The following is a 19625-nucleotide window of genomic DNA, read 5'->3' on the forward strand; positions in this document are numbered from 1 at the left end:
TCAGCGCAGGAGAACCGGCCCCGCGCCGATCCGCACCCGGAACAGCGAGTACGGGTACGTCCGCAGATCCGTGCCGCCCTGGTAGTCGGCCTGGCGGTGCAGCTGGTTCGCGGTGACGTACAGGTGCTCGTCCGTCGCGATCGACATGGTGTCGGGCCAGAGCAGCCGCTCGTCGTGCACGATCGTCTCCATCGTGCCGTCGGTGCGACGGCGGACGATCGCGTTGTTCTCGTAGCTCGTGGCGTAGAAGCGGCCCAGCGCATCCGTCTCGAGGCCGTCCGCTCCCCCGCCCTTGTCGCCCTCGTCGACGACGGTCGCCGCGACGTCCTCGTCCGGCACCGACCGGTCGACCAGGGCCGACGTCGCCACGCTGAACCAGCGACGGGAGGCGAGCGGGCAGTACCAGAGGCGCTCGCCGTCGGCCGAGATCGCGATGCCGTCGGCGCCCATCGTCACCGGCTGCGGGTCGCCGTCGGCCGGGCGCTTCATCAGCACGCGGCCCTCGGCCATCGGCACGAGCTCCGGAGGAGTGAGCGCCTTCGTGCTCGGGTGGTCGTGCAGGCGGCGCCAGGCGGTCCCCGCCTCGAGGTCGACGACGATGATCCCGTTCGGGCCGGAGTCGGCCGAGTCGGTGATGTAGGCGATGCCGCGCCGCAGATCGAAGCGCACGTCGTTGAGGTAGGTGGTCGGCAGGGCGACGTCCGGCTCGAGGACGATCACCTGCTCGACGGTGTCGGTCGCCAGGTCGACGCGGACGAGCTTGGGGCCGCCCTTCTTCGTCGGCTCGAACATCGGGCTGCCGGTGTCGAGGATCCAGAGCCGGTCGGCCGGATCGACGACGATGCTCTGCACCGAGACGAGGGCGCCGGCGTCGTCGACTCCCGCCGGCGTGTTCCAGGCCTCGTCCGGGTAGGGCACCGCCGCTCCGTCGACCAGCTCCACGACCGTGGCCGGGACCTCGTCCCCCCACTTGGGGAAGTTCACGAAGATCCGCCCGGTGTGCGAGACGCTGACGCCGGTGGGCATCGGCCCGCTGGTGAAGGCGTGCACGAGCTCCAGCTCGCCGAGCGGCTCGTCGACCGGGCGCGTGCCGCGGGTCTCGTCGGTCGGTCCCCAGAATCCCATGGTGCTCTCGCTGTCCTCCCGCCGCTGCGGGCTCGTGGCGGTCTCGGTGCCGGTCGGGTGCGGGGTCGGTGCCCGCCGCGACCGGTGCTCCTCATCCTGCGCGCCGGCGCCGGTCGGCGGGGAGGAGGTGGCGGAGGAGGCGGCGAGCGCCTAGCATCCGGCCGCCGCCGGCGACCCGAGAGCCGCGACCGAGGAGGCGGAGGAGGGCCGGCCCGCGTCCGACTTCGGCACGGCCTTCACGAAGGGGCTCAGCATCGGGACTCGGCAGTGCCCGGTGAAGCGGGTCGCCTCGGCGGCCGCTCTCGCCGCCCGCAGTGCACCGCCCTCGACCCTCGCGCTCACCCGCTGGTCGGCGGGTCGACGGACCACTGATCCGCCGGCCGTCCGCTTCCGGACATGACCGCTAGAGGGCGTTGCCACTGCGGCCGCTCACCTGCCACGGTCGCAGAGCGACCGACGACGGTCCACCGATCAGAAGGACCGAGGCCCGCTCATGGACGACTCCTCTTCGACCGAGACCAGCACGAGCGAGATGACGCCCGAGGTGCTGGCCGCGTTCAGCGACGCCTGGACCCGCCACGACCTCGAAGCGCTGATGAGCCACATGACCGACGACTGCGTCTACGGCGCGTCCGTCGGCCCCGAGCCCGGCCGCACCTGGACGGGCAAGGAGCAGGTCCGCGAGGGATTCGCGCTCATGCTCGCCTTCGACACCGGACAGGAGCGGCACGAGGAGGGGGCTCCCCTCATCGCCGGGACGCGCGGCGCGGCCATCTGGTCCTTCACCGGGACCGGCCCCGACGGCCGACCCCAGGTCACGCGGGGCTGCGACATCTACGAGTTCCGCGGCGGGAGGATCGCCCGCAAGGACGCGTTCCGGAAGGTCTACCGGGCGGACGAGGAGTAGTCCGCGCCGGCCTCCGAGCCCGCGGCGAGTCGCACCGGGCGGAGCCCGACCCGCCGAGCGGAACGGTCAGCGGCGGCTCCGGACATCCGTTCACCCGCTCGCTACTCGACGGTGGCATGCTCCGAGCATGTCCATGGCCGAACCGTTCCTGCCCGCACACGAGCCGCGCGACGCCGATCGCGCCCGAGACACCGTCGACGACGACGACGTCCTCCTCGAGCCCGACACCGCTCCCGCCGAGGCGGAGCCCGCGGTGGACGAGGACGAGGACGCGCCGGCCTTCCGCACGCCCGTTCCCGGGGACCGGCTGACCGCGGACGAGCTCGCCGAGGAGCTCGACGAGGAGGCGTCAGCGGATTGAAGCCTCGACCCGCGCGCCGCCTCCTCAGAGGACCGGCGCCCGCTGCCGGCGGAACTCGCTGGGCGTCGCGCCTGCCTGCCGCTTGAAGGCGGTGCTGAAGGCGAAGGCGTTCTCGTAGCCGACCTCCCGGGCGACGGACGCGACGGTCCTGCCGGGATCGAGGAGGAGATCCGCGGCGACGGTGAGACGCCAGCGGGCGAGGTACTCCATCGGCGGCCGGCCGACGCCCGCCCGGAACCGCTCGGCGAGCGTGGCCCGGGAGACGTTCACGCTCCGCGCGAGGGACTCGACCGTCCACGCCTCGGCGGGCCGCGAGTGGAGGCGGTTGAGCGCTGCGAGCACGACCGCGTCGTCGCAGGTGAGCCACGTCTCCCCCCGGTGAGCAGCGAGCTCGGCCCAGCGCCGCACCGTCGAGACCGTGAGCACGTCGAGGAGCCGGTCGATCACGACCCGGCCCGCGGTGCCCTCCCGGGCCAGCTCGCCGGCGAGGAGGCCGACGACGGGATCGACGGTCCCGTGTCCCGGCACGATCGCCACACGCGGGAGCGAGCGCAGCACGAGACCGCCCACCTCGTCGGAACGGTCGTAGGACGCCACGAGCAGACCCGTCCCGCCGCCGGAGGCGGTGCCCCAGTGGCGGACGCCGTTGCGCAGCTCGTCGGAGAGGTCGCGTCCGTCGAGGCTGACGCACCGGTGCCCGGGATCGATCCGGATCGTCGGCGGGCTCCCCGCCGGATCGGACACGGTGTACGGCTCCGGGCCGCGCACCAGCGCCGCATCGCCCGCACCGAGCGGGGTCCCGTCGAGGAGCACCGACCCGGCGAGCACGGCGACGACGGTGAGCGGTGCGCCGTCGCGGACGTCCAGGGCCCATGCCCCGTCCATGTCCACGAGCAGAGCGAAGGCCCGCGACGCCCGCGGTCCGGAGAGGAAGTGCTCGAGCGGATCCACGGCCCCACGCTAGACGCTGACGAAGGAGGAGCCGAGCCCCGCCCATTCACCGTCCGGCGAGCGACCGGTGGAATCGAGGCATGACCTTTCTCCACTCCGGCGGCGCCGAGCGCACCGGCTCCCGCATCCTCGCCCGCCTCGAGCCACGCGAGCACACCGTCCGCCCCGCATCCCGCTGCACGGGTGCCGATGACGACGGCGCGGGCACCGGCCGAGCGCTGGTCCGCGACCGCGCCCGGAGGATCGCGGCGACGGCGGCCCGGCGATGATCGCCACGATCGCCGTCGTCGGGACCGGGCTGCTGGCCGGGGTCTACACGGCGTTCTCGGTCATGGTGATGCCGGCGCTGCGGCAGGCGAGCGCTCCGGACGCCGCGGCGACGATGGCCCGGATCAACAGGCGAGCGGAGCGCGGTCCGTTCCTCGTGCTCTTCGGCGGGACGGCCGTCGCCGTGGCCGCCCTCGGCGTCTCGGGTCTCGTGCGCGGCTCAGCGGTCGACGTGCTGATCGCCGGAGCGTCCCTCTCCGGCACGGCCCTCACCGTGCTGCGCAACGTGCCGCTCAACCGCGGCCTCGATCGCGGCGGAGCCGGGGAGTGGGACCGCTACCAGTGTTCGTGGACGCGATGGAACCACTGCCGCGCCCTCCTGTCGATCACCGCGGTCGTCATCGCGACCGTGCGGTGATCGTCGCGACCGCGTCACTCGGCCCCGCAGGAGCGGTGCCGAGCAGCGGACCCTTCGACGCGCACCGATCCACGCTCCCCGCCCCGTCCCCCTGTCGCGTCGGCGGTGACCGACGAGGTGGCCGCGCGCCTCCCCGATCGCGCAGACTGGATCGATGGCAGCGGCGTCGGCACCGGTCGGATGGGGACGTCTGCCCGCCGTGTCGTGGCTGATGGTGCGCGCCTTCACGCGGCACCGCGTCCTCGCCGTCCTGGCCTTCCCGACGGCGCTGCTCTCGCTCACGCCCTCCGTGATCCACCGCGCCGCCCACGAGACGGCCGACCGGAACGGACTGGTCGTGTTCGGGCGCTACCGGCCGGTCGCCGACGCCCTGGTGAGCATCGCCGTCACCGTCCCGGTCGTCCTGCTGGCCATGGTGGCGGCCGTGTGGGTCGCGCTCTCGGGGCTGCTCGGCGCGGTCCTGGTCCTCGCGGCGCTCCTCGGCGGAGCCGTGGGGGCGGGGGCCCTGCTGGTCGGGACCCCCCTCACCGCGGCCGTCGGCGCGGAGACGCCCCCCGGGCGGCGGTGGACGGTGATGGCGCTCTCGCAGCGACCCGGGACCCGCCTGTCGGCGCTGCTCGCGACGAGGGAGCTGCTGGCCACGGTCCCCGCGGGAGGAGTCGTCGTGGCGGTCGCCGCCGACGAGCGGCTGGCGGACAGCTACTCGCGCCTCGGCTTCTCCCGGGGACGGGGCCTGCGGGTCTTCCAGCAGGTCTGAGGGGCTTCATCCCGGATCACCGGACGGAAGCCACCGGCGGCTCGATACGGTGGGGATCGTGCAGTGCGGCTGAGGCCTTCCCGATCCCCGTCGCTCCGGCCCGCTCCCTCCGGCCCGCACCCTCCGGCCCGCTCGGGCGCGATCGAAAGGCTCCCCGTGTCCGCACTCCTCCCCCTGCAGGGCAGGACCGCTCTCGTCACCGGTGTCTCGCGGCGGCGCGGCATCGGATTCGCCGTCGCCGCGAAGCTCGCCTCCCTCGGCGCGCACCTCGTCGTCCACCACCACCGCCCTCACGATCTCGACCTCCCCTGGGGAGGCGACGACCTCGATGCGGTCCGGTCCGAGCTCCGCGCGCACCTCGCGGAGGGCGCGCGGTTCGTCGACGTCGCCGCGGACCTGGCCGATCCCTCCACGATCCCCGGTCTGATCGCCACCGCAGCCGACCTCACCGGGAGCCTGGACGTCCTCGTCTGCAACCACGCGAAGAGCGGCGATGACGGCAGCATCCTCGACATGACGCCCGAGCGGCTCACCGCGTTCTGGGACGTCAACACCCGCTCCACCCTCCTGCTCACCGCGGAGTTCGCGCGGCTCCGGGCACCGCGCACCGACGGACCCCGCCGGCCCGGCGACCGGGTCGTCGGGGCCGGACCCTACGCCCGGGCGCAGGGGCACGTGTTCTGGATGACGTCCGGCCAGATCCACGGCGCGATGCGCGGAGAGGTCGCCTACGCCGCGAGCAAGGCCGCACTCGCCGGCGTCACCGCCACGGTCGCCGCCGAGCTGCTGGAGCTCGGGATCGTGCTCAACACGATCGATCCCGGTCCGGTGAACACGGGATACCTGGACCCGGAGACCACCGACCGGTCACTCGAGGACCTCGAGGAGTACGTCGCGAGCACGCCCTTCGGCCGGGTCGGCACGCCGGCGGACCCCGCGGAGCTGATCGCGTGGCTGGCCACGTCGGCGGGCAGCTGGGTCGTCGGGCAGGTGCTCACGACCGACGGCGGGTTCAGCCTGTGACCGGAGCGGCGGCGCAGCGGCTCCGGACCTAGTCGGAGGCGACGGCCCGCACGATCGCGCGGGCGACCTCGAGCACCTCGCGCTCGTGGCTCAGATGCACCTCGTGCACGGCTCCCGGCCAGGACAGCAGCGGCGCGTCCAGTGCGGCGGCCACGCGCCGATGCGCGCGATGCAGGGAGGACCCGGGCCGGCGGTCCGCAGTCACCACAGCCGCGGGGACGGCGGGCAGCTGAGACTCGTCGAAGCCACGCGCCACCTGCTCCAGACCGGCGGCGGCGGAGGCGAGCCCCGGCAGGTCGACGTCCGCCATCGCGAGAGCGGCCGCGCGCGCGGCCGGGCTCATCGCGTGGCGCCTCGCCGACCGGGCGGCGCTCGTGCGCAGCAGCGCGGACAGCGCTCGGCCGAGCCCCGGCAGTCTCGCGAGCGTCGCCGTCGCCCGGGCCGTCCGCTCCACCTGACGCGCCAGTGCCGTGTCGTTGACGGGCGTCGGGTCGAGGAGCACCAGTCCCGCGACGTCCTCGGGATGATCGCGAGCGAGCAGCATCGCGACGGCACCGCCGAGGCTCTGGCCGATCACGACGACCGGACCTGTCCCGAGGCCGGCCAGCACGGCGTGGACGGCGTCTGCGGCGTCGGTCAGTCCACCGGCGACCTCCGACCCCGCTGTGCCCGGTCTGTCGTAGAGGACCACCCGGCAGCCCGGATCGACGATCAGGCCCTCGACCAGCCCGGGGAAGAACCCGTCGACGGCCTCGCCCCCGCCCGGCAGGAGGAGCACGGCCTGCCCGGACTCACCCCGCACCTGCAGCATCCGGCGAGCCTAGCCGGGGAGCCGTCCGGCGCCGACGACCGGCGCGGCCGGGCCCGGGGATGATGGGCGCATGGGAACTCGTGGGGCCGGAGTGCTGTGGGTGGTGAGCGCGCTCGCCTACGTGGGAGCGGAGGCGGTCGCCGCGTCCGCGTTCCCGGGCTACAGCTACGCACGGAACTACATCAGCGATCTCGGCGTGCCCGAGGTGGGCGTGTTCCAGGGGCGCGCGATCGACTCGCCGCTGCACGCGGTGATGAACGCCGGATTCCTCCTGCAGGGGGCGCTCTACCTCGCCGCCGCCGTCACGACCGTGCGGGCGGCGCGGGGCGGATCGCGGGGGCTGTTCCTCCCCCTCGCCGTGGTCTACGCCGTGGGCATCGCCGTGGTGGGCCTCGTGCACGGGAGCAGCGCCAGTGCGCAGAACGGGATCGGCGGCCTGCACGTGGTCGGCGCCGCGATGGCGATCGTCGGCGGCAACGCGGCCTCGATCGTCGCCGGTGCCGCGGCCCGGCGCGGCCGCGCTCCGTGGGCGCTCGGGACGGTCGGGATCGTGCTCGGTGCGGCCGGCCTGCTCGCGCTGCTGATGCTGCAGGTCGACACCCGCGTGCCCGGCGTCGACCTGCTGCCCGACGGCGTCTGGGAGCGCGCCTCCGTCTACGCCGTCACGGCCTGGCAGCTCGCGACCGGCCTGCGGCTGCTGCGGCGGCCGGAGGTGCCGCGGCAGCCGCGGCCTCCTCAGACCGCGGGCAGCGGCGCTCCGATCCGGTAGAAGCGGTCGGCGGTCGCCGCGAAGACGTCGCGGCGCTCCGCCGGGGAGAGTGCCGCGGTGAGCTCGTCGAACGCGGTGTACAGCTCGGAGAAGCTCGAGTAGAGGCTGTCGACCGGGAAGTTGCTGCCGAGCATCGTCCGCGCCGGCCCGAACGCCTCGAGCGTCTCGTGCACGAACGGCGCGATCGACGCGCGGGTCCAGGAGTGGTCGTTCGTGCCCATCGCCGAGATCTTCACGACCGTGTTCTCGCGCTCCGCGACGGCGCGCAGCCCCCTGCGCCACTCGTCCACCGAGTCGGAGTCGCGGCCGATCGGCATGCCGAGGTGGTCGAGCACGATCGCGGTGCCGGGAAAGGCGCCGGCGAGCTCTGCCGCCTCCTGCAGCTGCGAGGGGAACACCTGCAGGTCGAACGACAGGCCCAGCGGCTCGAGCCGCGCGAAGTGCGCGCGCCAGACCGGATCGGCCGAGATCCCCGGCCGATCGCGGTGCGTGAAGACCGGATCCGGGTGCCAGTTCAGGATGTCGCGGACGCCGCGCGTCACGGAGTACCCGGCGTGCTCCTCCAGCTGCCGGGGCGCGTCGGCGTCCAGGAGCGACACATGCGCGACGTGCACCGTCGGCACCGGGCGCTCGCGGGAGAGGGCGTCGATCCAGGCCGTCTCGGCGAGCGCGTCGGCCGCGCCGTTCTCGACGTGCACGGAGGCGACGAGGGTCACGTCCCGGGCGTCGGCGAGGTAGTCGTCGACGCTGTAGGAGCGGCGGATCGGCCGGTCGTCGCCGTGGTAGCGGAAGGGCTCGGCCGGCCCCTCCAGCCACGGGTAGGAGCGGCGGAGATCCGTCAGGTGGTGGTGGGCGTCGATGACGACGAATCCGCTCATGCGTGCCTCCCCGGGGTCGGAGCGCCGAGGCGCGCGATCGTGCGGACGACGCCGGTGTGGTCCAGATCGCCGTCGCCGTCGGCGACCATCCTCTCGAACAGGCCGGTCACGGCGGTGATCGCGGGCAGGACGACGCCCTCGGCGTCCGCAGCGTCGCGGACGTAGCGGAGGTCCTTCAGCTGGTTACGGGCGCTGCCGCCCTCGGCGAAGTCGTCCTCCAGCCACTTGGCGCGCTTCTGCTCGAGCACGGTCGTGCGGGCGAGGCCGCCCTGCAGCAGTTCCACCATCACCTCCGGGTCGAGTCCGGCGGTGCGGGCGAGCAGCAGGGCTTCGGAGACGACGGCGACCGTCCCGGCGACCACGATCTGGTTGCAGAGCTTGGCGGTCGCTCCGGCGCCGCTCGGGCCGAGGTGGCGGACCGTGCGGCCGAGCCGCGCGAGCACGGGGAGGACGCGGGCGACCGCCTCCTCCTCTCCGCCCACCATGATGCTGAGGGTCGCGTCCCGGGCGCCGACCGTGCCGCCGCTGAGCGGGGCGTCGACGACGCGGACGCCGTGCTCCTCGGCGAGACGGGCGGCGAGCGCGGCCACCGCCGAGGGCGAGACGGTCCCGTGCACGACGAGCACCGGATCCGCGATGCCCTGCTCGCGCCAGCCGGCGAGCAGGCCGTCCTCTCCGTCCAGCAGCGACTCGACCTGCGCGAGGTCCGGCAGCACCGTCAGGGTGATGTCGGCCGCCGCCTCGCGCGGAGTCGCCGCCACGCGGGCCCCGAGCGCGGCGAAGGGGCCGGCCTTCGCGCGGGTGCGGTTCCAGACCACGAGGCCGCCGTCGTCGACGAGGTTCCGCGCCATCGGGGCGCCCATCGGTCCGAGGCCGAGCAGCGAGAGCGTCACGGGGCGACCTCGGCGAGCTGGTCCGGCGCCACGTCGTCGAGCAGCACCGCGGCCTCGAAGCCGAGCAGCTCGCGGGAGCGGGTGAGGTCGAGCCCGACGGAGCGGCCCGGGAGCTCGCCACGCGGTATGCCGGGGGCGATCGCGTCGAGGGCGGCCGCGGTGTCGCCGCGGAGGTAGGTGAGCGGAGCGGCGACGAGGATCCCGGGAGCGGGAGGCGTGTCGTGCAGCAGCGCCGCGAGCACCGAGCGGGCGGCATCGGCCGCGTCGAGGTAGCTGAAGCCCTCCGCCGCCTGGCGGCGCGGGTCGGCGGCGATCGCGGTGCGCAGGTGCTCGCCGAACCGCCGCCCGCCGTCGAGGGTGATGTCGCGCACCAGCGGGAAGCGGAGGCCGGTGAGCTCGAGGCCCCAGGTCGCGTGCGCCATCCGGGCCGCGTCCTCGCTCGCGAGCTTCGAGAGCGAGTACTCGTCCGAGATCCGGGGCGCCGCGTCCTCGGAGTAGGGGAACACGGGCGGGAGCGCCTGCTCGGCCCCGAGGGGGTAGCCGTTCGCGTTGATGCTGGAGGCGTAGACGACCTTGGCGACTCCGGCCGCCGCGGACGCCGCGAGCACCGCGAAGGTGCCCACGGCGTTCACGCGGTAGGTCTCGACCGCGTCGGCCATTCCGAGTCCGGCGTAGCCGCCGAGGTGGACGACCGCGTGCTGGCCGGCCAGCGCCTCGGCGAGGACGGCCTCGTCGGTCACGTCGCCGACGACGGTCCGGACGGCCGGGTCCGCCCCCGCGTCGCTGCGGTCGAGGACGGTGACGACCGCTCCCTCCGCCAGGAGCGCCGCGACGGTGGGCCGCCCGATGAGGCCCCAGCCGCCCGTCACGAGGACCCGCGCGCCGTCGAGGGCGGTCAGCGCCGTCACGCGTTCACCGACGGCGTCGACTCGGTCGGAGGAGCGGCGACGTCCTCCTGCTTCTTCCTGCGGCCTCTCGAGAACATCGGCCAGCCCTTGCTGCCCTGGTCGAGCGTGACGGCGATCAGGACGACGAGGCCGGTGACGATCTGCTCGTAGAAGCTCGGCACGTTCAGAAGCACCAGGCCGTTGGTGAGCGCGCCCAGGATGAGCGCGCCGACCAGGGTGCCCGCGATGCGGCCCTCGCCGCCCATCAGGTTCGCTCCTCCGATGACCGCCGCGGCGATCGCGGTGAGCTGGTACGGGCTGCCCGCGTCCGGCTGCGCGGCGTTGATGCGGGCGACGATGACCAGGCCGGCCAGGGCCGAGAGCCCGCCGGAGATGCAGTAGACGGCGATCTTGACGCGGTGGACCCGGACCCCCGAGAGCCAGGCGGTCTCCTCGCTGCCGCCGACCGCGATCACGTTCTGGCCGAACACGGTCTTGCGCAGGAGCAGCCAGGCCGCGACTCCGACGACCGCCACGATGACGACCACGACGGGCACGCCTCCGATGTAGCTGTTGAGCAGGAGGATGAACTCCTTCGGCACGTCGTAGACCGGCTTGCCGTTGGTGGCGACGTAGGCGCCTCCCTGGAACACGCTCATCGTGCCGAGCGTGGCGATGAAGGGCGGCAGGTTCAGCTTGGTGACCAGCAGGCCGTTGATCCCTCCGCAGATCAGGCCGAGGACGATGCCGGCCGCGAGACCGAGCAGCGGGGGCACGCCGCCGTTGACCATCAGCGAGGCGCTGACGATCCCGACGAAGCTGGCCATGGCGCCCACGGCCAGGTCGATGCCGCCGGTGATGATGACGAAGGTCAGGCCGATGCCGATGATGGCGTTCACGCTGGCCGACACCGCGACGTCGCGGAGGTTGCCGATGGTGAGGAAGTTGGGGTTCAGCACGCCCAGGATGACGAAGAGGACGACGGCGGCGATGTAGATGCCGAAGGCCTGCAGGTTGAAGGAGCGCCGGCGCGGGGTGGCGACGCTCCCGGTCTCGGGGGAGGTCATGAGGTTCCTTTCGCCACGCCCATGGCGTTGGCCACGATGCTGTGCTCGGTGATGTCGTCGCCGACGTGCTCGGAGACGAAGCGCCCGGACCTCATCACGAGGACCCGGTCGCTGATGGAGATGATCTCGGGCAGGTCGCTCGAGACGACGATCACGGCGTGCCCCTCGGAGGCCAGCTGATCGATGAGCTCGTAGATCTCGACCTTGCCGCCGACGTCGACGCCCTTGGTCGGCTCGTCGAAGAGGAAGACGCTCGCCCCGAGCCAGATCCACTTCGCGATCACGATCTTCTGCTGGTTGCCGCCCGAGAACTGGCGGGCGTTGAGGCGGACGTCGGCGGGACGCAGCGACATGCGCCGGCCCATCTCCTCCGCCGTCTCGATCTGCCGCTTCGTGCTGATGAAGGGGCCGAAGCCGTTCAGCTGCCGGTCGGAGGTGAGGGCGACGTTCGCGTAGGCCGGGGTCTGGAGGACGAGGCCCTGGTGCTTGCGGTCCTCGGGGATGAACGCGATGCCGGCGTCGCGGCTGTCGCGCGGCGAGCGGATGCGCAGCGGACGGCCGCCCAGGCGGACGGTCCCCTCGGTGCCGTCGTCGGCGCGGATGAGCGCGCGGAGGAACTCGGTGCGGCCGGAGCCGACGAGGCCGGCGATGCCGACGACCTCGCCGCGGCGGACGCTGATCGACTCCGGTCCGACTCCGCTCGGGTGGACGACGCCCGTGGCCTCGAAGTGCACCTCGGCGTCCGGGGCGACCGGGTGGCGCCGCTCGAACGAGAGCAGCTCCCGGCCGACCATCCGCCGCACGATGTCCTCGGACGAGGTCTCGCCGATCGGAGCGTCGTAGGCGGGCCGGCCGTCGCGGAGCACGACGACCGTGTCCGACACGCTCATCACCTCCGGCATCTTGTGCGAGACGTAGATGACGCCGACGCCCCGCCCGTGGGCGATCTCGCGGACCCGGGTGAGGACCCCCTCGACGTTGTGCTCGAGCATGCTCGTCGTCGGCTCGTCGAGCGCGACGATCTTCGCGCCGAACGCGAACGCCCGGGCGATGGTGAGCGCGTGCCGCTGCGCCGGGCTGAGCCGGCCGACCGGGGTCCTCGCCTCCATCGGGAAGCCCATCAGGTGGACGTCCTTGAGGGCCCGGTCGATGTCGTCCTGGGCGGACGCGCGCTGCTTGCGCGTCCGCCCGAGGAGCAGGTTCTGCATCACCGTGAGCTGGGGCACGATGGCCGGCTCCTGGTGCGCGATGCGGACCCCCTCGGCGAGCGCCTGGCGGGAGGTGTACTCCATCCGCCGGACGCCGTCGATCGTGATCGAGCCGCGGTCCGGGCGCAGGGCCCCGCCGAGGATGTTCAGCAGGGTGCTCTTGCCCGCGCCGTTCTCGCCGGCGAGGGTGCGGATCTCGCCGCGGTCGAGCGTGAAGCTCACGCCGTCCAGGGCGCGGACGCCCGGGAACGATTTCGCGATGCCGCGGACCTCGAGCAGATGCTCGGCCATGTTCCGTCTACTTCCTTGTCGAGGAGGTCGTGGGGAGGGAGGAGGTGACGGGTTACGGCATCCCGGTCTCGTACTGCGCGACGTTGGTGCTGTCGATGATGAACGCGGGGACGTCGATCCACGCAGGGACCTTCTTCCCGGCGAGCAGGTACAGCGCGGCGTCGACGCCGGTCGCGCCCTCGGTGGTGGGCAGCTCGCTGACGGTGGCGGTGTAGTCGCCGGCCAGGATCTGCTTCTTGGCCTGCGGGATGCCGTCGGTGCCGACCAGGATCACCTCGCCGGTGAGGCCCTTCGCGTCGATCGCGGCCTGGACGCCGAGCGCCATGCCGTCGTTCTGCGAGTAGAAGGCCGCGATGTCGGGGTTCGCGGTCAGCATCGTGGTCGCGATCTCCTGCGCCTTGGTCTGGTCCCACGAGGCGGTCTGGGAGGCGACGAGCTCGAGGTTCTCGTGCTTCGCGAGGGCGGCGGTGAAGCCGTCCCCGCGGTTGATCGCGTTGGAGGAGCCCGGGTCGCCCTCGATCATCGCGACCTTGCCGCCGTCGGGCAGCTTGTCGGCGATGTAGTCGGCGGCGGTCGCGCCGATGGTGGTCGCGTCGGGTCCGACGTAGACGGTGCCGGCGACGCCGCTCTTGGCGTCGTTGAGGACGATCGCGGGGATGCCGTCGGCGAGCGCCGACTCGAAGATCGAGTCGAGGCCGGTGGCCGAGATCGGCGAGGCGAGGATGGCGGAGCAGCCCTGGTTCATGGCGCTCTTGGCCTTGTCGAGCTGCTCGGTGATCGAGGACTCGTCGGTGACGTCGAAGGTCTGGTAGTCGACGCCGAGCTCCTTCGCGCGGTTCTCGAAGCCGTCGCGCTCGTAGCCCCAGAACTCGTTGGAGAGGGTGCGGGTGATGTAGCAGAGCTTCGCGCCGTCCGGCACGGTGGGGGTGCCGAGCGAGGAGGCGACCTCGTCGGCGGGGGTCTGCGCGGAGGCGTCGACGAGCGACACGATGTCGGCGCCGGAGCCGGAGCCGCCGGCGGATCCGCCGCCGTCTCCGTCGGGCGAGGCCGAGCATCCGGCGAGGAGCGTCAGGGAGGCGAGGCCGGCGAGGGCGACGCCGGCGGCGCGGGTGGGGAACGACATGGGGAGGGGGCCTTTCGTCATTGGAAGGTAGGGGGATCGAGGGGAATCGGGGGGGTGGTCCGGGCCGGGCGGAGGGGGCCGCCCGGCCCGGGGTCGGATCAGGAGGCGAGCAGCGCCTCGGTCTCGCGGCGCAGCTCGAGCGCCTCGGCGAGGGACTCGTCGATGATGACGTCGTCCCAGCCGACCGTCGCGCCCTGCGCGATGTCGTTGCGCAGCTCGACGTGGTGGGCGAGCGCGACGGGGAGGGCGCCGGTGGCGACCGAGTGCTTCGCGGAGACGAGCTTGCCGTAGACGGTGAAGCCGCCCTCGCCGTCGAGGAACTCGCCGGCCTTGAGGTCCTTCTTGGCCGTCGCGACCACGTCGCCGTAGAAGCCCTCGGGGTGGCCGGTCGAGATGCCGCGCAGGGCGGCGTTGGCGATCGACATGTTCAGCTCGAGGCCGACGTAGTGGTACGGGCGGTAGAGCGCCGCGTACTGCTTGGTCGGGTCCGGGTGCCACGGGTACTCGTCGAAGCAGGTCGACACGTAGGGGTTGGTCGCCTTGACGACGACGTAGACGCCCTCCTGGGTGTTGTGCGGGATGAGCGCGCCGTCGCGGGTGACGCTCGACATCACGTCGACGGTGCCCTCGTGGTCGAGCGCTCCGCCGATCGAGCGGGGGCGGCTGATCGTGGCGATCTCCTCGACGTCGCCCGGGGTGAAAGTGAGGCCGGCGTCGGAGGGGACGAGCCCGGCCGCGTTGGCGACGGCGGCCATCTCGATGGCGGCCTTCGTGCCGTCGCGGAACGAGGTGTGCATGTAGGGGTTGAGCTGGCCGGAGTCGGTGAGCTCCTTGCTGAACTCCCAGTTCTCCCAGACGTTGTCGGGGTTCATCTGGTGGTAGTGCTCGAGGTACTTGGCGCCCTTGCCGGCGCAGACGACGTCGAAGCCGCTGGTGCGGGCCCAGTCGACGAGCTCCATGATGAGGGCCGGCTGGTCGCCGTAGGCCATCGAGTAGACGATGCCCGCCTTCTCCGCCCGCTTGGCGAGCGCCGGTCCGGCGAGGGCGTCGGCCTCGACGGTGACCATGATGATGTGCTTGCCGGTCTCGATCGCGCGGAGGGCGTGGTGCACGCCGACGATGGGGTTGCCGGTCGCCTCGACGATGACGTCGATGTCGTGCTCGAAGAGGACGGCCGCGTTGTCGACGATGGTGGTGGTGCGGTTGGCGAGCGCCTCGGGGATGTCGGCGGCCATCGCCTCGGCGGGCCAGTCGACCAGCTCGAAGGCGCCGCGGGCCCGGGCCACGTTCACGTCGGCGATGGCGACCACGTGGACGCCGGGGATGTTGCGCGCCTGCGAGAGGTACATGGTGCCGTAGCGGCCGGCGCCGATCAGCCCGACGCGGATGGGGCGGCCCTCGCGTTCGCGATCGCCGAGGAGTTTGTACAGGTTCACGTTGACCTCTCTGGTCCGGTGGCGCACGGACGCGGAGAGCCGCCGGTGAGGGCGGTGGACGTCGTCGTCGTGCGCAGTCTTCTTCGGAGGAATTCTGCTGACCGGTCGGGGTGGAACCGGTACCAGTTTTGTACCAGCGCCCGTTAGGCTGTGTCAACAGCAGTTCGCATCGCGGCGTTCGACGAGGACCCCGCCGGCCCCCGGGAGGACCCGTGCAGAAAGCTCCGACGATCCGCGACGTCGCCCGCACCGCGGGCGTCTCGGTCTCGGTCGTCTCCCGCGTGCTCAACGACGGCACCGGCCCGGTCGCGGTGGACACCCGGCGCCGTGTGGTCGAGGCGATCGACGAGCTCGGCTTCCGCCCCCGCGCCGCCGCCCGCGAGCTCAGCCAGGGTCAGGCCCTCGCGATCGGCCTGGTCCTGCCCGACCTCACCAACCCGTTCTTCGCCCGCCTCGCCGACAAGGTGGTGTGGGAGGCGCGCGCCCGCGGGGCCCAGGTGCTCCTGGTCACCACGCAGGAGGACTCCCACGTCGAGGGCGAGTCGCTCACGAGCCTGCTCGACCGCTCCGTCGGGGGCGTGATCGCCACCCCCTCCGGCGACAACCTCGAGAAGTGGTCGCGCCTGCGCCGCGCCGGGGTCGACGTGGTCTTCGTCGACCGCACCACGCCCGGGCTCGACGACGTCGACGTCGTCAGCATCGGCAACTCCGCCTCCGCCGCCCGGGCCACCGACCACCTGATCGCGCTCGGCCACACCCGGATCGCGATCCTCTCCGGACCCGCGCACACCTCCACCGGCCAGGCCCGCGTCGCCGGGTACCGCGCCTCCCTCACCGCGGCCGACCTGCCGCTGGACTCCACGCTGGTGCGCGACGTGCCCTTCCGCGGCGACGTCGGCGGCGAGGCGGTCGCCGCCCTCCTCGCGCTGCCGGAGCCGCCGACCGCGCTCGTCGTCGCCAACACCGCGCAGGTGCGCAGCGCCGTGCACCGGCTCTTCCAGCTCGGGATCCGAATCCCGGAGGCCCTCTCGGTCGTCGTGTTCGACGACAACCCGTGGAGCGAGCTGGTCACCCCGCCGCTCAGCGTCGTCCGCCAGCCGATCGACATGCTCGCCCGTCACAGCGTCGAGCTCGTCCTCGCCCGCATGCAGGGCCGCCTCCCCGAGGCGCCGCAGCACATCGAGGTGCAGGCCGACCTCGTCATCCGCTCCAGCTGCGCCGCACCCCCGCGGCGCTGATCCTCTCCCCCTCCGAAAGGCACGCCATGTCCGATCCCGTCGTCGTCACCGCGATCTTCGCTCCCGCCGAGGGGCAGCGCGACGCGCTCGTCGCCGCCCTCTCCACCGCCATCGCGGAGGTGCACGAGGAGGAGGGCTGCGAGCTCTACGCGATCCACGACTCGCCCGACGGCACCATCGTGATGCTGGAGAAGTGGACGAGCGGCGACCTGCTCGACGCGCACGGCGCCGGCGAGCCGGTCGTCCGCCTCAACGCGGCGATCCGCGGGCTCGTCGCCCACCCGCCCGTCGTGACGCGGCTCGTCCCGATCCCGGCCGGCACCTCGCAGCAGGGCGAGCTCTAGCACCCGGGGGCGGGGCCGCTCCGGATCCGGATCGCGCGCCTCCCGCCGGAAACGCGCGCGAAACAGCGGAGGCCTACGGTCGGGAGCGACCCCGCCGCCCCGGCCGCTCCCTGGAGGATCCGCATGCCCCGCCCCGCCTTCCCCGCCCCGCCCAGCGCCGAGCTGCACATCCACCTCGAGGGCACGATCGAGCCCGAGCACATCGTCGAGATGGCGCGCCGCAACGGAGTCGCCCTGCCCACCGAGGATCTCGACGCCCTCCGCGCGCGGTACTCCTTCACCGACCTCGCGTCGTTCCTGGAGCTGCACTACTCGAACCTCACCGTGCTGAAGACGGAGCGGGACTTCTTCGAGCTCGCGACCGGCTACCTCGACCGGGCGCAGAAGGCGAACGTCCGCCGCGCCGAGATCTTCTTCGACCCGCAGACGCACCTCGGCAACGGCGTCGCGCTCGACACCGTGATGAGCGGGATCACCCGTGCGCTCGGTCGGAGCGAGGAGACCCACGGGATCTCGACGGACCTGATCATGTGCTTCCTCCGCGACCTGGGCGCCGACGCGGCCGACGAGATGCTGACGGCGATCCTCCCCTGGCGCGAGCACGTCATCGGCGTCGGGCTCGACTCGAACGAGGTGGGCTTCGGCCCGGAGCTGTTCGTCGACGTCTACGCGCGCGCCGCGGCGGAGGGACTGCGCCTGGTCGCGCACGCCGGCGAGGAGGGCGGGCCCGAGACGGTCGCGGCCACCGTCGAGCTGCTGAAGGTCGAGCGGATCGACCACGGGATCCGCGCGATGGAGGACCCGGAGGTGGTCGCGATGCTCCGGGAGCGCCGCATCGCGGTGACGGTGTGCCCGCTGTCGAACGTGGCCCTGCGCGCGGTGGACACGATGGCCGACCACCCGCTGCCCGCGATGCTCCGCGAGGGAGTCGTCGTGACGGTCTCGAGCGACGACCCGCCCTACTTCGGCGGCTACGTGGACGAGAACTACCGCGCCCTGGTCGAGGAGCTGGGGATGGACGACGCGCAGCTCGAGCAGCTGGCGCTCAACTCCTTCGACGCGGCGTTCATCACGGAGGAGGACCGCGAGCGCTGGCAGGCGGAGGTGCGCGAGCACTTCGCGCGGTGAGCGCGCCACTGCCCGGAGAACGATCATCCCCACCCCGTCTCCGGGCACTGCGCTCTGGTTCTGCGGGCGCACGCCTCCGCGCCCGCCCTACGCTGGCCGGATGACCCGATCCGACGGCACGCGATGAGCTGGGTGCTCCTCGCCGGCGCGATCCTCACCGAGGTGACGGCGTCGCTCGCCCTCCAGGCCGCCATCGAGTCGCCGGGCTGGTACGCCCTCGTGGTGGCGGGCTACCTGGCGGCGTTCGTCCTCCTCAGCCGGGTGCTCAAGGCCGGCATGCCGATCGGAGTCGCCTACGGCGTGTGGGGCGCGTGCGGAGTCGCGCTGACGGCGGTCCTCGCGACCGTGCTCTTCGGGCAGCCGCTGACGGGCGTGATGACGATCGGGCTGGTGCTGATCATCGCGGGCGTGCTGATGGTCGAGATCGGCTCCCAGCGAGCGCAGGCCGCGCGCCGGGCGGTGCGCTGATGGCCTGGCTGCTGCTCTCGGGCGCGATCCTCACCGAGGTCGCCGCGACGATGAGCCTCAAACCCGCGACGGACGGCCGGAAGCGCTGGTACGTCGTGGTCGGAGTCGGCTACGTCGTCGCGTTCTCGCTGCTGGCCGGGGCGCTCGCGCAGGGCATGCCGATCGGGGTGGCCTACGGGATCTGGGCGGCGGTCGGAGTCGCGCTGACCGCGGTGCTCGGCCGCTGGCTGTTCCAGGACCCGCTGACCTGGACGATGCTCGGCGGGATCGGCCTGATCATCGCCGGCGTGCTGCTGGTGGAGCTCGGGCACTGACCGGCCGAGTGCCGTCGCGGCGGGGCGCCCCCCGATCAGCGGCCGTCGCGGCGGGGCGCGTCCCGCTGAGCGGCCGCCGCGGCGGGAGCGCGCCTCCTCAGCCGTCGTCGCGGCGGTAGCGCGACGGAGTCACCGGTTGTCGCGGCGGTACCGCGCCTCGCGGCCGGCGATGTGGAGGCCGAGCCCGGTGACCGCGACTGCGAAGGCGACCAGCACGCCGATGAACGCGATCTCGTCGCCCGCTCCGACCGCCACGGCCGCGGCGGCGAGCCCGATCAGCGCGAGGGCGAGCACCACGGCGCCGACGATCTCGAGAGGGCTCCAGGCGGTCATGACTCCAGGGTGCGCGCGGAGCGGCGCGCGGGCAAGGGGCGGCAGGCGAACAGGACACGACGTCCCGCCGACCGCGGAGGTCCGCGCGGGTCCCAGCACACGACCCGTCCGCCCGGACGTCGGTCGACCGGGTGCTGCGGATCGCGGAGCTCGTCCGAGGCGGTCCGCGGTGCGAGCCCGCTCCGTCCGTCCCCGCCGGAACGCCCCCGCCCGTTCGCCCCGCCGCCGCGCCCGCCCCTAGGCTCGACGGCGTGACCGCCTCCGTCCCCGCCCCCCAGCCCCGGCCCCGCGACGTCGTCGGCATCGTCGGCCTCGTCCTCGCGATCGTCCTCGTCCTCGCGCAGATCGGGCGGACCGCGCTCACCACGGCCATCCCGGTCCTCGCGTTCCAGGGCGGCTTCGACACCACGCAGATCGGGGCGCTCTTCGCCGCCCTCGGGGTCACGATGCTCGTGCTCGCGACGGCGACCGCGATCGTCGGCGTCATCGGCGTCGCGCGGAAGGACCGCGCCCGGCTGCTCTCGGCCGTCGCGCTCGGCGTCGGCGCGAGCGTCGCGATCGTCGAGCTGGGCGCGCTCGTCGTCCCGCCCCTGGTCGGCCTCTCGCTCCAGTACTAGACGAGGCCTGC

At 73.2% G+C, this 19625-nt stretch carries 24 protein-coding genes; 13 read left to right on the forward strand and 11 right to left on the reverse strand.

Annotation, left to right across the window (positions count from 1 at the left end):
- Complete coding sequence (locus tag GTU71_RS08105; protein WP_159939633.1) at nucleotides 1-1125, reverse strand: L-dopachrome tautomerase-related protein; 1125 nt, start codon at nucleotides 1123-1125, stop codon at nucleotides 1-3.
- Nucleotides 1126-1618: 493 nt separating this feature from the next.
- Here GTU71_RS08105 and GTU71_RS08110 point away from each other — a divergent pair, with 493 nt between their 5' ends.
- Together GTU71_RS08110 and GTU71_RS08115 are read left to right on the forward strand one after the other, a co-directional pair.
- The gene (locus GTU71_RS08110) at nucleotides 1619-2032 is read left to right on the forward strand and encodes a nuclear transport factor 2 family protein (protein ID WP_208543621.1); all 414 of its coding nucleotides are present in this window, start codon (nucleotides 1619-1621) and stop codon (nucleotides 2030-2032) included.
- Nucleotides 2033-2159: 127 nt separating this feature from the next.
- Nucleotides 2160-2393: a hypothetical protein gene (locus tag GTU71_RS08115; protein ID WP_146086942.1), complete on the forward strand. Its 234-nt coding sequence runs from the start codon at nucleotides 2160-2162 to the stop codon at nucleotides 2391-2393.
- Between the two features lie 24 nt (nucleotides 2394-2417).
- Here GTU71_RS08115 and GTU71_RS08120 read toward each other — a convergent pair whose 3' ends face one another.
- Nucleotides 2418-3344 carry an AraC family transcriptional regulator gene (locus GTU71_RS08120; protein ID WP_159939634.1) on the reverse strand — a complete coding sequence of 309 codons (927 nt, stop codon included), beginning with the start codon at nucleotides 3342-3344 and terminating at the stop codon, nucleotides 2418-2420.
- Nucleotides 3345-3424: 80 nt separating this feature from the next.
- Here GTU71_RS08120 and GTU71_RS08125 point away from each other — a divergent pair, with 80 nt between their 5' ends.
- The 4 genes from GTU71_RS08125 (at nucleotide 3425) to GTU71_RS08140 (ending at nucleotide 5809) form a co-directional block, all read left to right on the forward strand.
- On the forward strand, nucleotides 3425-3613 hold the full coding sequence (locus tag GTU71_RS08125) for a hypothetical protein (RefSeq protein ID WP_159939635.1): 189 nt from the start codon (nucleotides 3425-3427) through the stop codon (nucleotides 3611-3613).
- Nucleotides 3610-4029 (forward strand): anthrone oxygenase family protein, encoded by a 420-nt coding sequence (locus tag GTU71_RS08130; protein ID WP_159939636.1) that lies wholly within the window; start codon nucleotides 3610-3612, stop codon nucleotides 4027-4029. The genes GTU71_RS08125 and GTU71_RS08130 overlap by 4 nt, the downstream gene beginning before the upstream one ends.
- Before the next feature lie 154 nt (nucleotides 4030-4183).
- The gene (locus tag GTU71_RS08135) at nucleotides 4184-4786 is read left to right on the forward strand and encodes a hypothetical protein (protein WP_159939637.1); all 603 of its coding nucleotides are present in this window, start codon (nucleotides 4184-4186) and stop codon (nucleotides 4784-4786) included.
- A 156-nt stretch (nucleotides 4787-4942) separates the two neighbouring features.
- On the forward strand, nucleotides 4943-5809 hold the full coding sequence (locus GTU71_RS08140) for an SDR family oxidoreductase (RefSeq protein ID WP_244230503.1): 867 nt from the start codon (nucleotides 4943-4945) through the stop codon (nucleotides 5807-5809).
- 28 nt (nucleotides 5810-5837) lie between these two features.
- Here GTU71_RS08140 and GTU71_RS08145 read toward each other — a convergent pair whose 3' ends face one another.
- Nucleotides 5838-6620 carry an alpha/beta hydrolase gene (locus GTU71_RS08145; RefSeq protein ID WP_159939638.1) on the reverse strand — a complete coding sequence of 261 codons (783 nt, stop codon included), beginning with the start codon at nucleotides 6618-6620 and terminating at the stop codon, nucleotides 5838-5840.
- A 70-nt stretch (nucleotides 6621-6690) separates the two neighbouring features.
- On the opposite strand from GTU71_RS08145, the gene GTU71_RS08150 reads away from it, so the two are divergent.
- On the forward strand, nucleotides 6691-7389 hold the full coding sequence (locus tag GTU71_RS08150; RefSeq protein WP_159939639.1) for a DUF998 domain-containing protein: 699 nt from the start codon (nucleotides 6691-6693) through the stop codon (nucleotides 7387-7389).
- Here the strand turns inward: GTU71_RS08150 and GTU71_RS08155 are convergent.
- The 7 genes from GTU71_RS08155 to GTU71_RS08185 form a co-directional block, all read right to left on the reverse strand.
- Nucleotides 7356-8267: an amidohydrolase family protein gene (locus GTU71_RS08155; RefSeq protein WP_159939640.1), complete on the reverse strand. Its 912-nt coding sequence runs from the start codon at nucleotides 8265-8267 to the stop codon at nucleotides 7356-7358. The two genes, GTU71_RS08150 and GTU71_RS08155, sit on opposite strands and share 34 nt — an antisense overlap.
- Nucleotides 8264-9160 (reverse strand): NAD(P)-dependent oxidoreductase, encoded by an 897-nt coding sequence (locus tag GTU71_RS08160; RefSeq protein ID WP_244230504.1) that lies wholly within the window; start codon nucleotides 9158-9160, stop codon nucleotides 8264-8266. Before GTU71_RS08160 ends, GTU71_RS08155 begins: the two co-directional genes overlap by 4 nt.
- Nucleotides 9157-10068, reverse strand: a complete 912-nt coding sequence (locus tag GTU71_RS08165) for an NAD(P)-dependent oxidoreductase (RefSeq protein ID WP_159939641.1) — start codon at nucleotides 10066-10068, stop codon at nucleotides 9157-9159. The genes GTU71_RS08160 and GTU71_RS08165 overlap by 4 nt, the downstream gene beginning before the upstream one ends.
- Complete coding sequence (locus tag GTU71_RS08170) at nucleotides 10065-11114, reverse strand: ABC transporter permease (RefSeq protein ID WP_104239249.1); 1050 nt, start codon at nucleotides 11112-11114, stop codon at nucleotides 10065-10067. The genes GTU71_RS08165 and GTU71_RS08170 overlap by 4 nt, the downstream gene beginning before the upstream one ends.
- A complete protein-coding gene (locus GTU71_RS08175; protein WP_104239248.1) occupies nucleotides 11111-12613 on the reverse strand; it encodes a sugar ABC transporter ATP-binding protein in 1503 nt (500 codons plus the stop codon). The genes GTU71_RS08170 and GTU71_RS08175 overlap by 4 nt, the downstream gene beginning before the upstream one ends.
- Nucleotides 12614-12665: 52 nt before the next feature.
- On the reverse strand, nucleotides 12666-13736 hold the full coding sequence (locus GTU71_RS08180) for a substrate-binding domain-containing protein (RefSeq protein WP_159939642.1): 1071 nt from the start codon (nucleotides 13734-13736) through the stop codon (nucleotides 12666-12668).
- Nucleotides 13737-13834: 98 nt separating this feature from the next.
- Nucleotides 13835-15172, reverse strand: a complete 1338-nt coding sequence (locus tag GTU71_RS08185) for a Gfo/Idh/MocA family oxidoreductase (RefSeq protein ID WP_104251308.1) — start codon at nucleotides 15170-15172, stop codon at nucleotides 13835-13837.
- Between the two features lie 212 nt (nucleotides 15173-15384).
- On the opposite strand from GTU71_RS08185, the gene GTU71_RS08190 reads away from it, so the two are divergent.
- The 5 genes from GTU71_RS08190 (at nucleotide 15385) to GTU71_RS08210 (ending at nucleotide 18664) form a co-directional block, all read left to right on the forward strand.
- Nucleotides 15385-16410 (forward strand): LacI family DNA-binding transcriptional regulator, encoded by a 1026-nt coding sequence (locus GTU71_RS08190; protein WP_159939643.1) that lies wholly within the window; start codon nucleotides 15385-15387, stop codon nucleotides 16408-16410.
- 26 nt (nucleotides 16411-16436) lie between these two features.
- Nucleotides 16437-16754, forward strand: coding sequence for a putative quinol monooxygenase (locus GTU71_RS08195; protein WP_159939644.1), 318 nt, complete (start codon nucleotides 16437-16439; stop codon nucleotides 16752-16754).
- A gap of 123 nt (nucleotides 16755-16877) precedes the next feature.
- Nucleotides 16878-17882, forward strand: a complete 1005-nt coding sequence (locus GTU71_RS08200) for an adenosine deaminase (RefSeq protein ID WP_159939645.1) — start codon at nucleotides 16878-16880, stop codon at nucleotides 17880-17882.
- Nucleotides 17883-18005: 123 nt separating this feature from the next.
- Entirely contained in the window at nucleotides 18006-18350 is a 345-nt protein-coding gene (locus tag GTU71_RS08205) for an SMR family transporter (RefSeq protein WP_159939646.1), read from the forward strand.
- Nucleotides 18350-18664 (forward strand): SMR family transporter, encoded by a 315-nt coding sequence (locus GTU71_RS08210; RefSeq protein WP_104239710.1) that lies wholly within the window; start codon nucleotides 18350-18352, stop codon nucleotides 18662-18664. The genes GTU71_RS08205 and GTU71_RS08210 overlap by 1 nt, the downstream gene beginning before the upstream one ends.
- A gap of 129 nt (nucleotides 18665-18793) precedes the next feature.
- On the opposite strand, the gene GTU71_RS08215 is transcribed toward GTU71_RS08210, so the two are convergent.
- Nucleotides 18794-18997: a hypothetical protein gene (locus GTU71_RS08215; RefSeq protein ID WP_159939647.1), complete on the reverse strand. Its 204-nt coding sequence runs from the start codon at nucleotides 18995-18997 to the stop codon at nucleotides 18794-18796.
- Between the two features lie 251 nt (nucleotides 18998-19248).
- Here GTU71_RS08215 and GTU71_RS08220 point away from each other — a divergent pair, with 251 nt between their 5' ends.
- Nucleotides 19249-19614 carry a hypothetical protein gene (locus GTU71_RS08220; protein WP_159939648.1) on the forward strand — a complete coding sequence of 122 codons (366 nt, stop codon included), beginning with the start codon at nucleotides 19249-19251 and terminating at the stop codon, nucleotides 19612-19614.
- The last annotated feature ends 11 nt before the right edge of the window (nucleotides 19615-19625 follow it).

It is taken from the genome of Rathayibacter sp. VKM Ac-2762 (assembly GCF_009866585.1).
In the GTDB taxonomy this organism is placed as follows: Bacteria; Actinomycetota; Actinomycetes; order Actinomycetales; family Microbacteriaceae; genus Rathayibacter.

Excerpts from the sequence above, each read along its gene's own strand:
- GTU71_RS08130 (WP_159939636.1), top strand. The coding sequence starts at position 3,610 with ATGATCGCCACGATCGCCGTCGTCGGGACCGGGCTGCTGGCCGGGGTC.
- GTU71_RS08195 (WP_159939644.1), top strand. The coding sequence starts at position 16,437 with ATGTCCGATCCCGTCGTCGTCACCGCGATCTTCGCTCCCGCCGAGGGG.
- GTU71_RS08175 (WP_104239248.1), bottom strand. The coding sequence starts at position 12,613 with ATGGCCGAGCATCTGCTCGAGGTCCGCGGCATCGCGAAATCGTTCCCG.
- GTU71_RS08180 (WP_159939642.1), bottom strand. The coding sequence starts at position 13,736 with ATGTCGTTCCCCACCCGCGCCGCCGGCGTCGCCCTCGCCGGCCTCGCC.
- GTU71_RS08110 (WP_208543621.1), top strand. The coding sequence starts at position 1,619 with ATGGACGACTCCTCTTCGACCGAGACCAGCACGAGCGAGATGACGCCC.
- GTU71_RS08155 (WP_159939640.1), bottom strand. The coding sequence starts at position 8,267 with ATGAGCGGATTCGTCGTCATCGACGCCCACCACCACCTGACGGATCTC.
- GTU71_RS08145 (WP_159939638.1), bottom strand. The coding sequence starts at position 6,620 with ATGCTGCAGGTGCGGGGTGAGTCCGGGCAGGCCGTGCTCCTCCTGCCG.
- GTU71_RS08200 (WP_159939645.1), top strand. The coding sequence starts at position 16,878 with ATGCCCCGCCCCGCCTTCCCCGCCCCGCCCAGCGCCGAGCTGCACATC.
- GTU71_RS08170 (WP_104239249.1), bottom strand. The coding sequence starts at position 11,114 with ATGACCTCCCCCGAGACCGGGAGCGTCGCCACCCCGCGCCGGCGCTCC.
- GTU71_RS08210 (WP_104239710.1), top strand. The coding sequence starts at position 18,350 with ATGGCCTGGCTGCTGCTCTCGGGCGCGATCCTCACCGAGGTCGCCGCG.
- GTU71_RS08215 (WP_159939647.1), bottom strand. The coding sequence starts at position 18,997 with ATGACCGCCTGGAGCCCTCTCGAGATCGTCGGCGCCGTGGTGCTCGCC.
- GTU71_RS08205 (WP_159939646.1), top strand. The coding sequence starts at position 18,006 with ATGAGCTGGGTGCTCCTCGCCGGCGCGATCCTCACCGAGGTGACGGCG.
- GTU71_RS08125 (WP_159939635.1), top strand. The coding sequence starts at position 3,425 with ATGACCTTTCTCCACTCCGGCGGCGCCGAGCGCACCGGCTCCCGCATC.
- GTU71_RS08150 (WP_159939639.1), top strand. The coding sequence starts at position 6,691 with ATGGGAACTCGTGGGGCCGGAGTGCTGTGGGTGGTGAGCGCGCTCGCC.
- GTU71_RS08115 (WP_146086942.1), top strand. The coding sequence starts at position 2,160 with ATGTCCATGGCCGAACCGTTCCTGCCCGCACACGAGCCGCGCGACGCC.
- GTU71_RS08135 (WP_159939637.1), top strand. The coding sequence starts at position 4,184 with ATGGCAGCGGCGTCGGCACCGGTCGGATGGGGACGTCTGCCCGCCGTG.
- GTU71_RS08105 (WP_159939633.1), bottom strand. The coding sequence starts at position 1,125 with ATGGGATTCTGGGGACCGACCGACGAGACCCGCGGCACGCGCCCGGTC.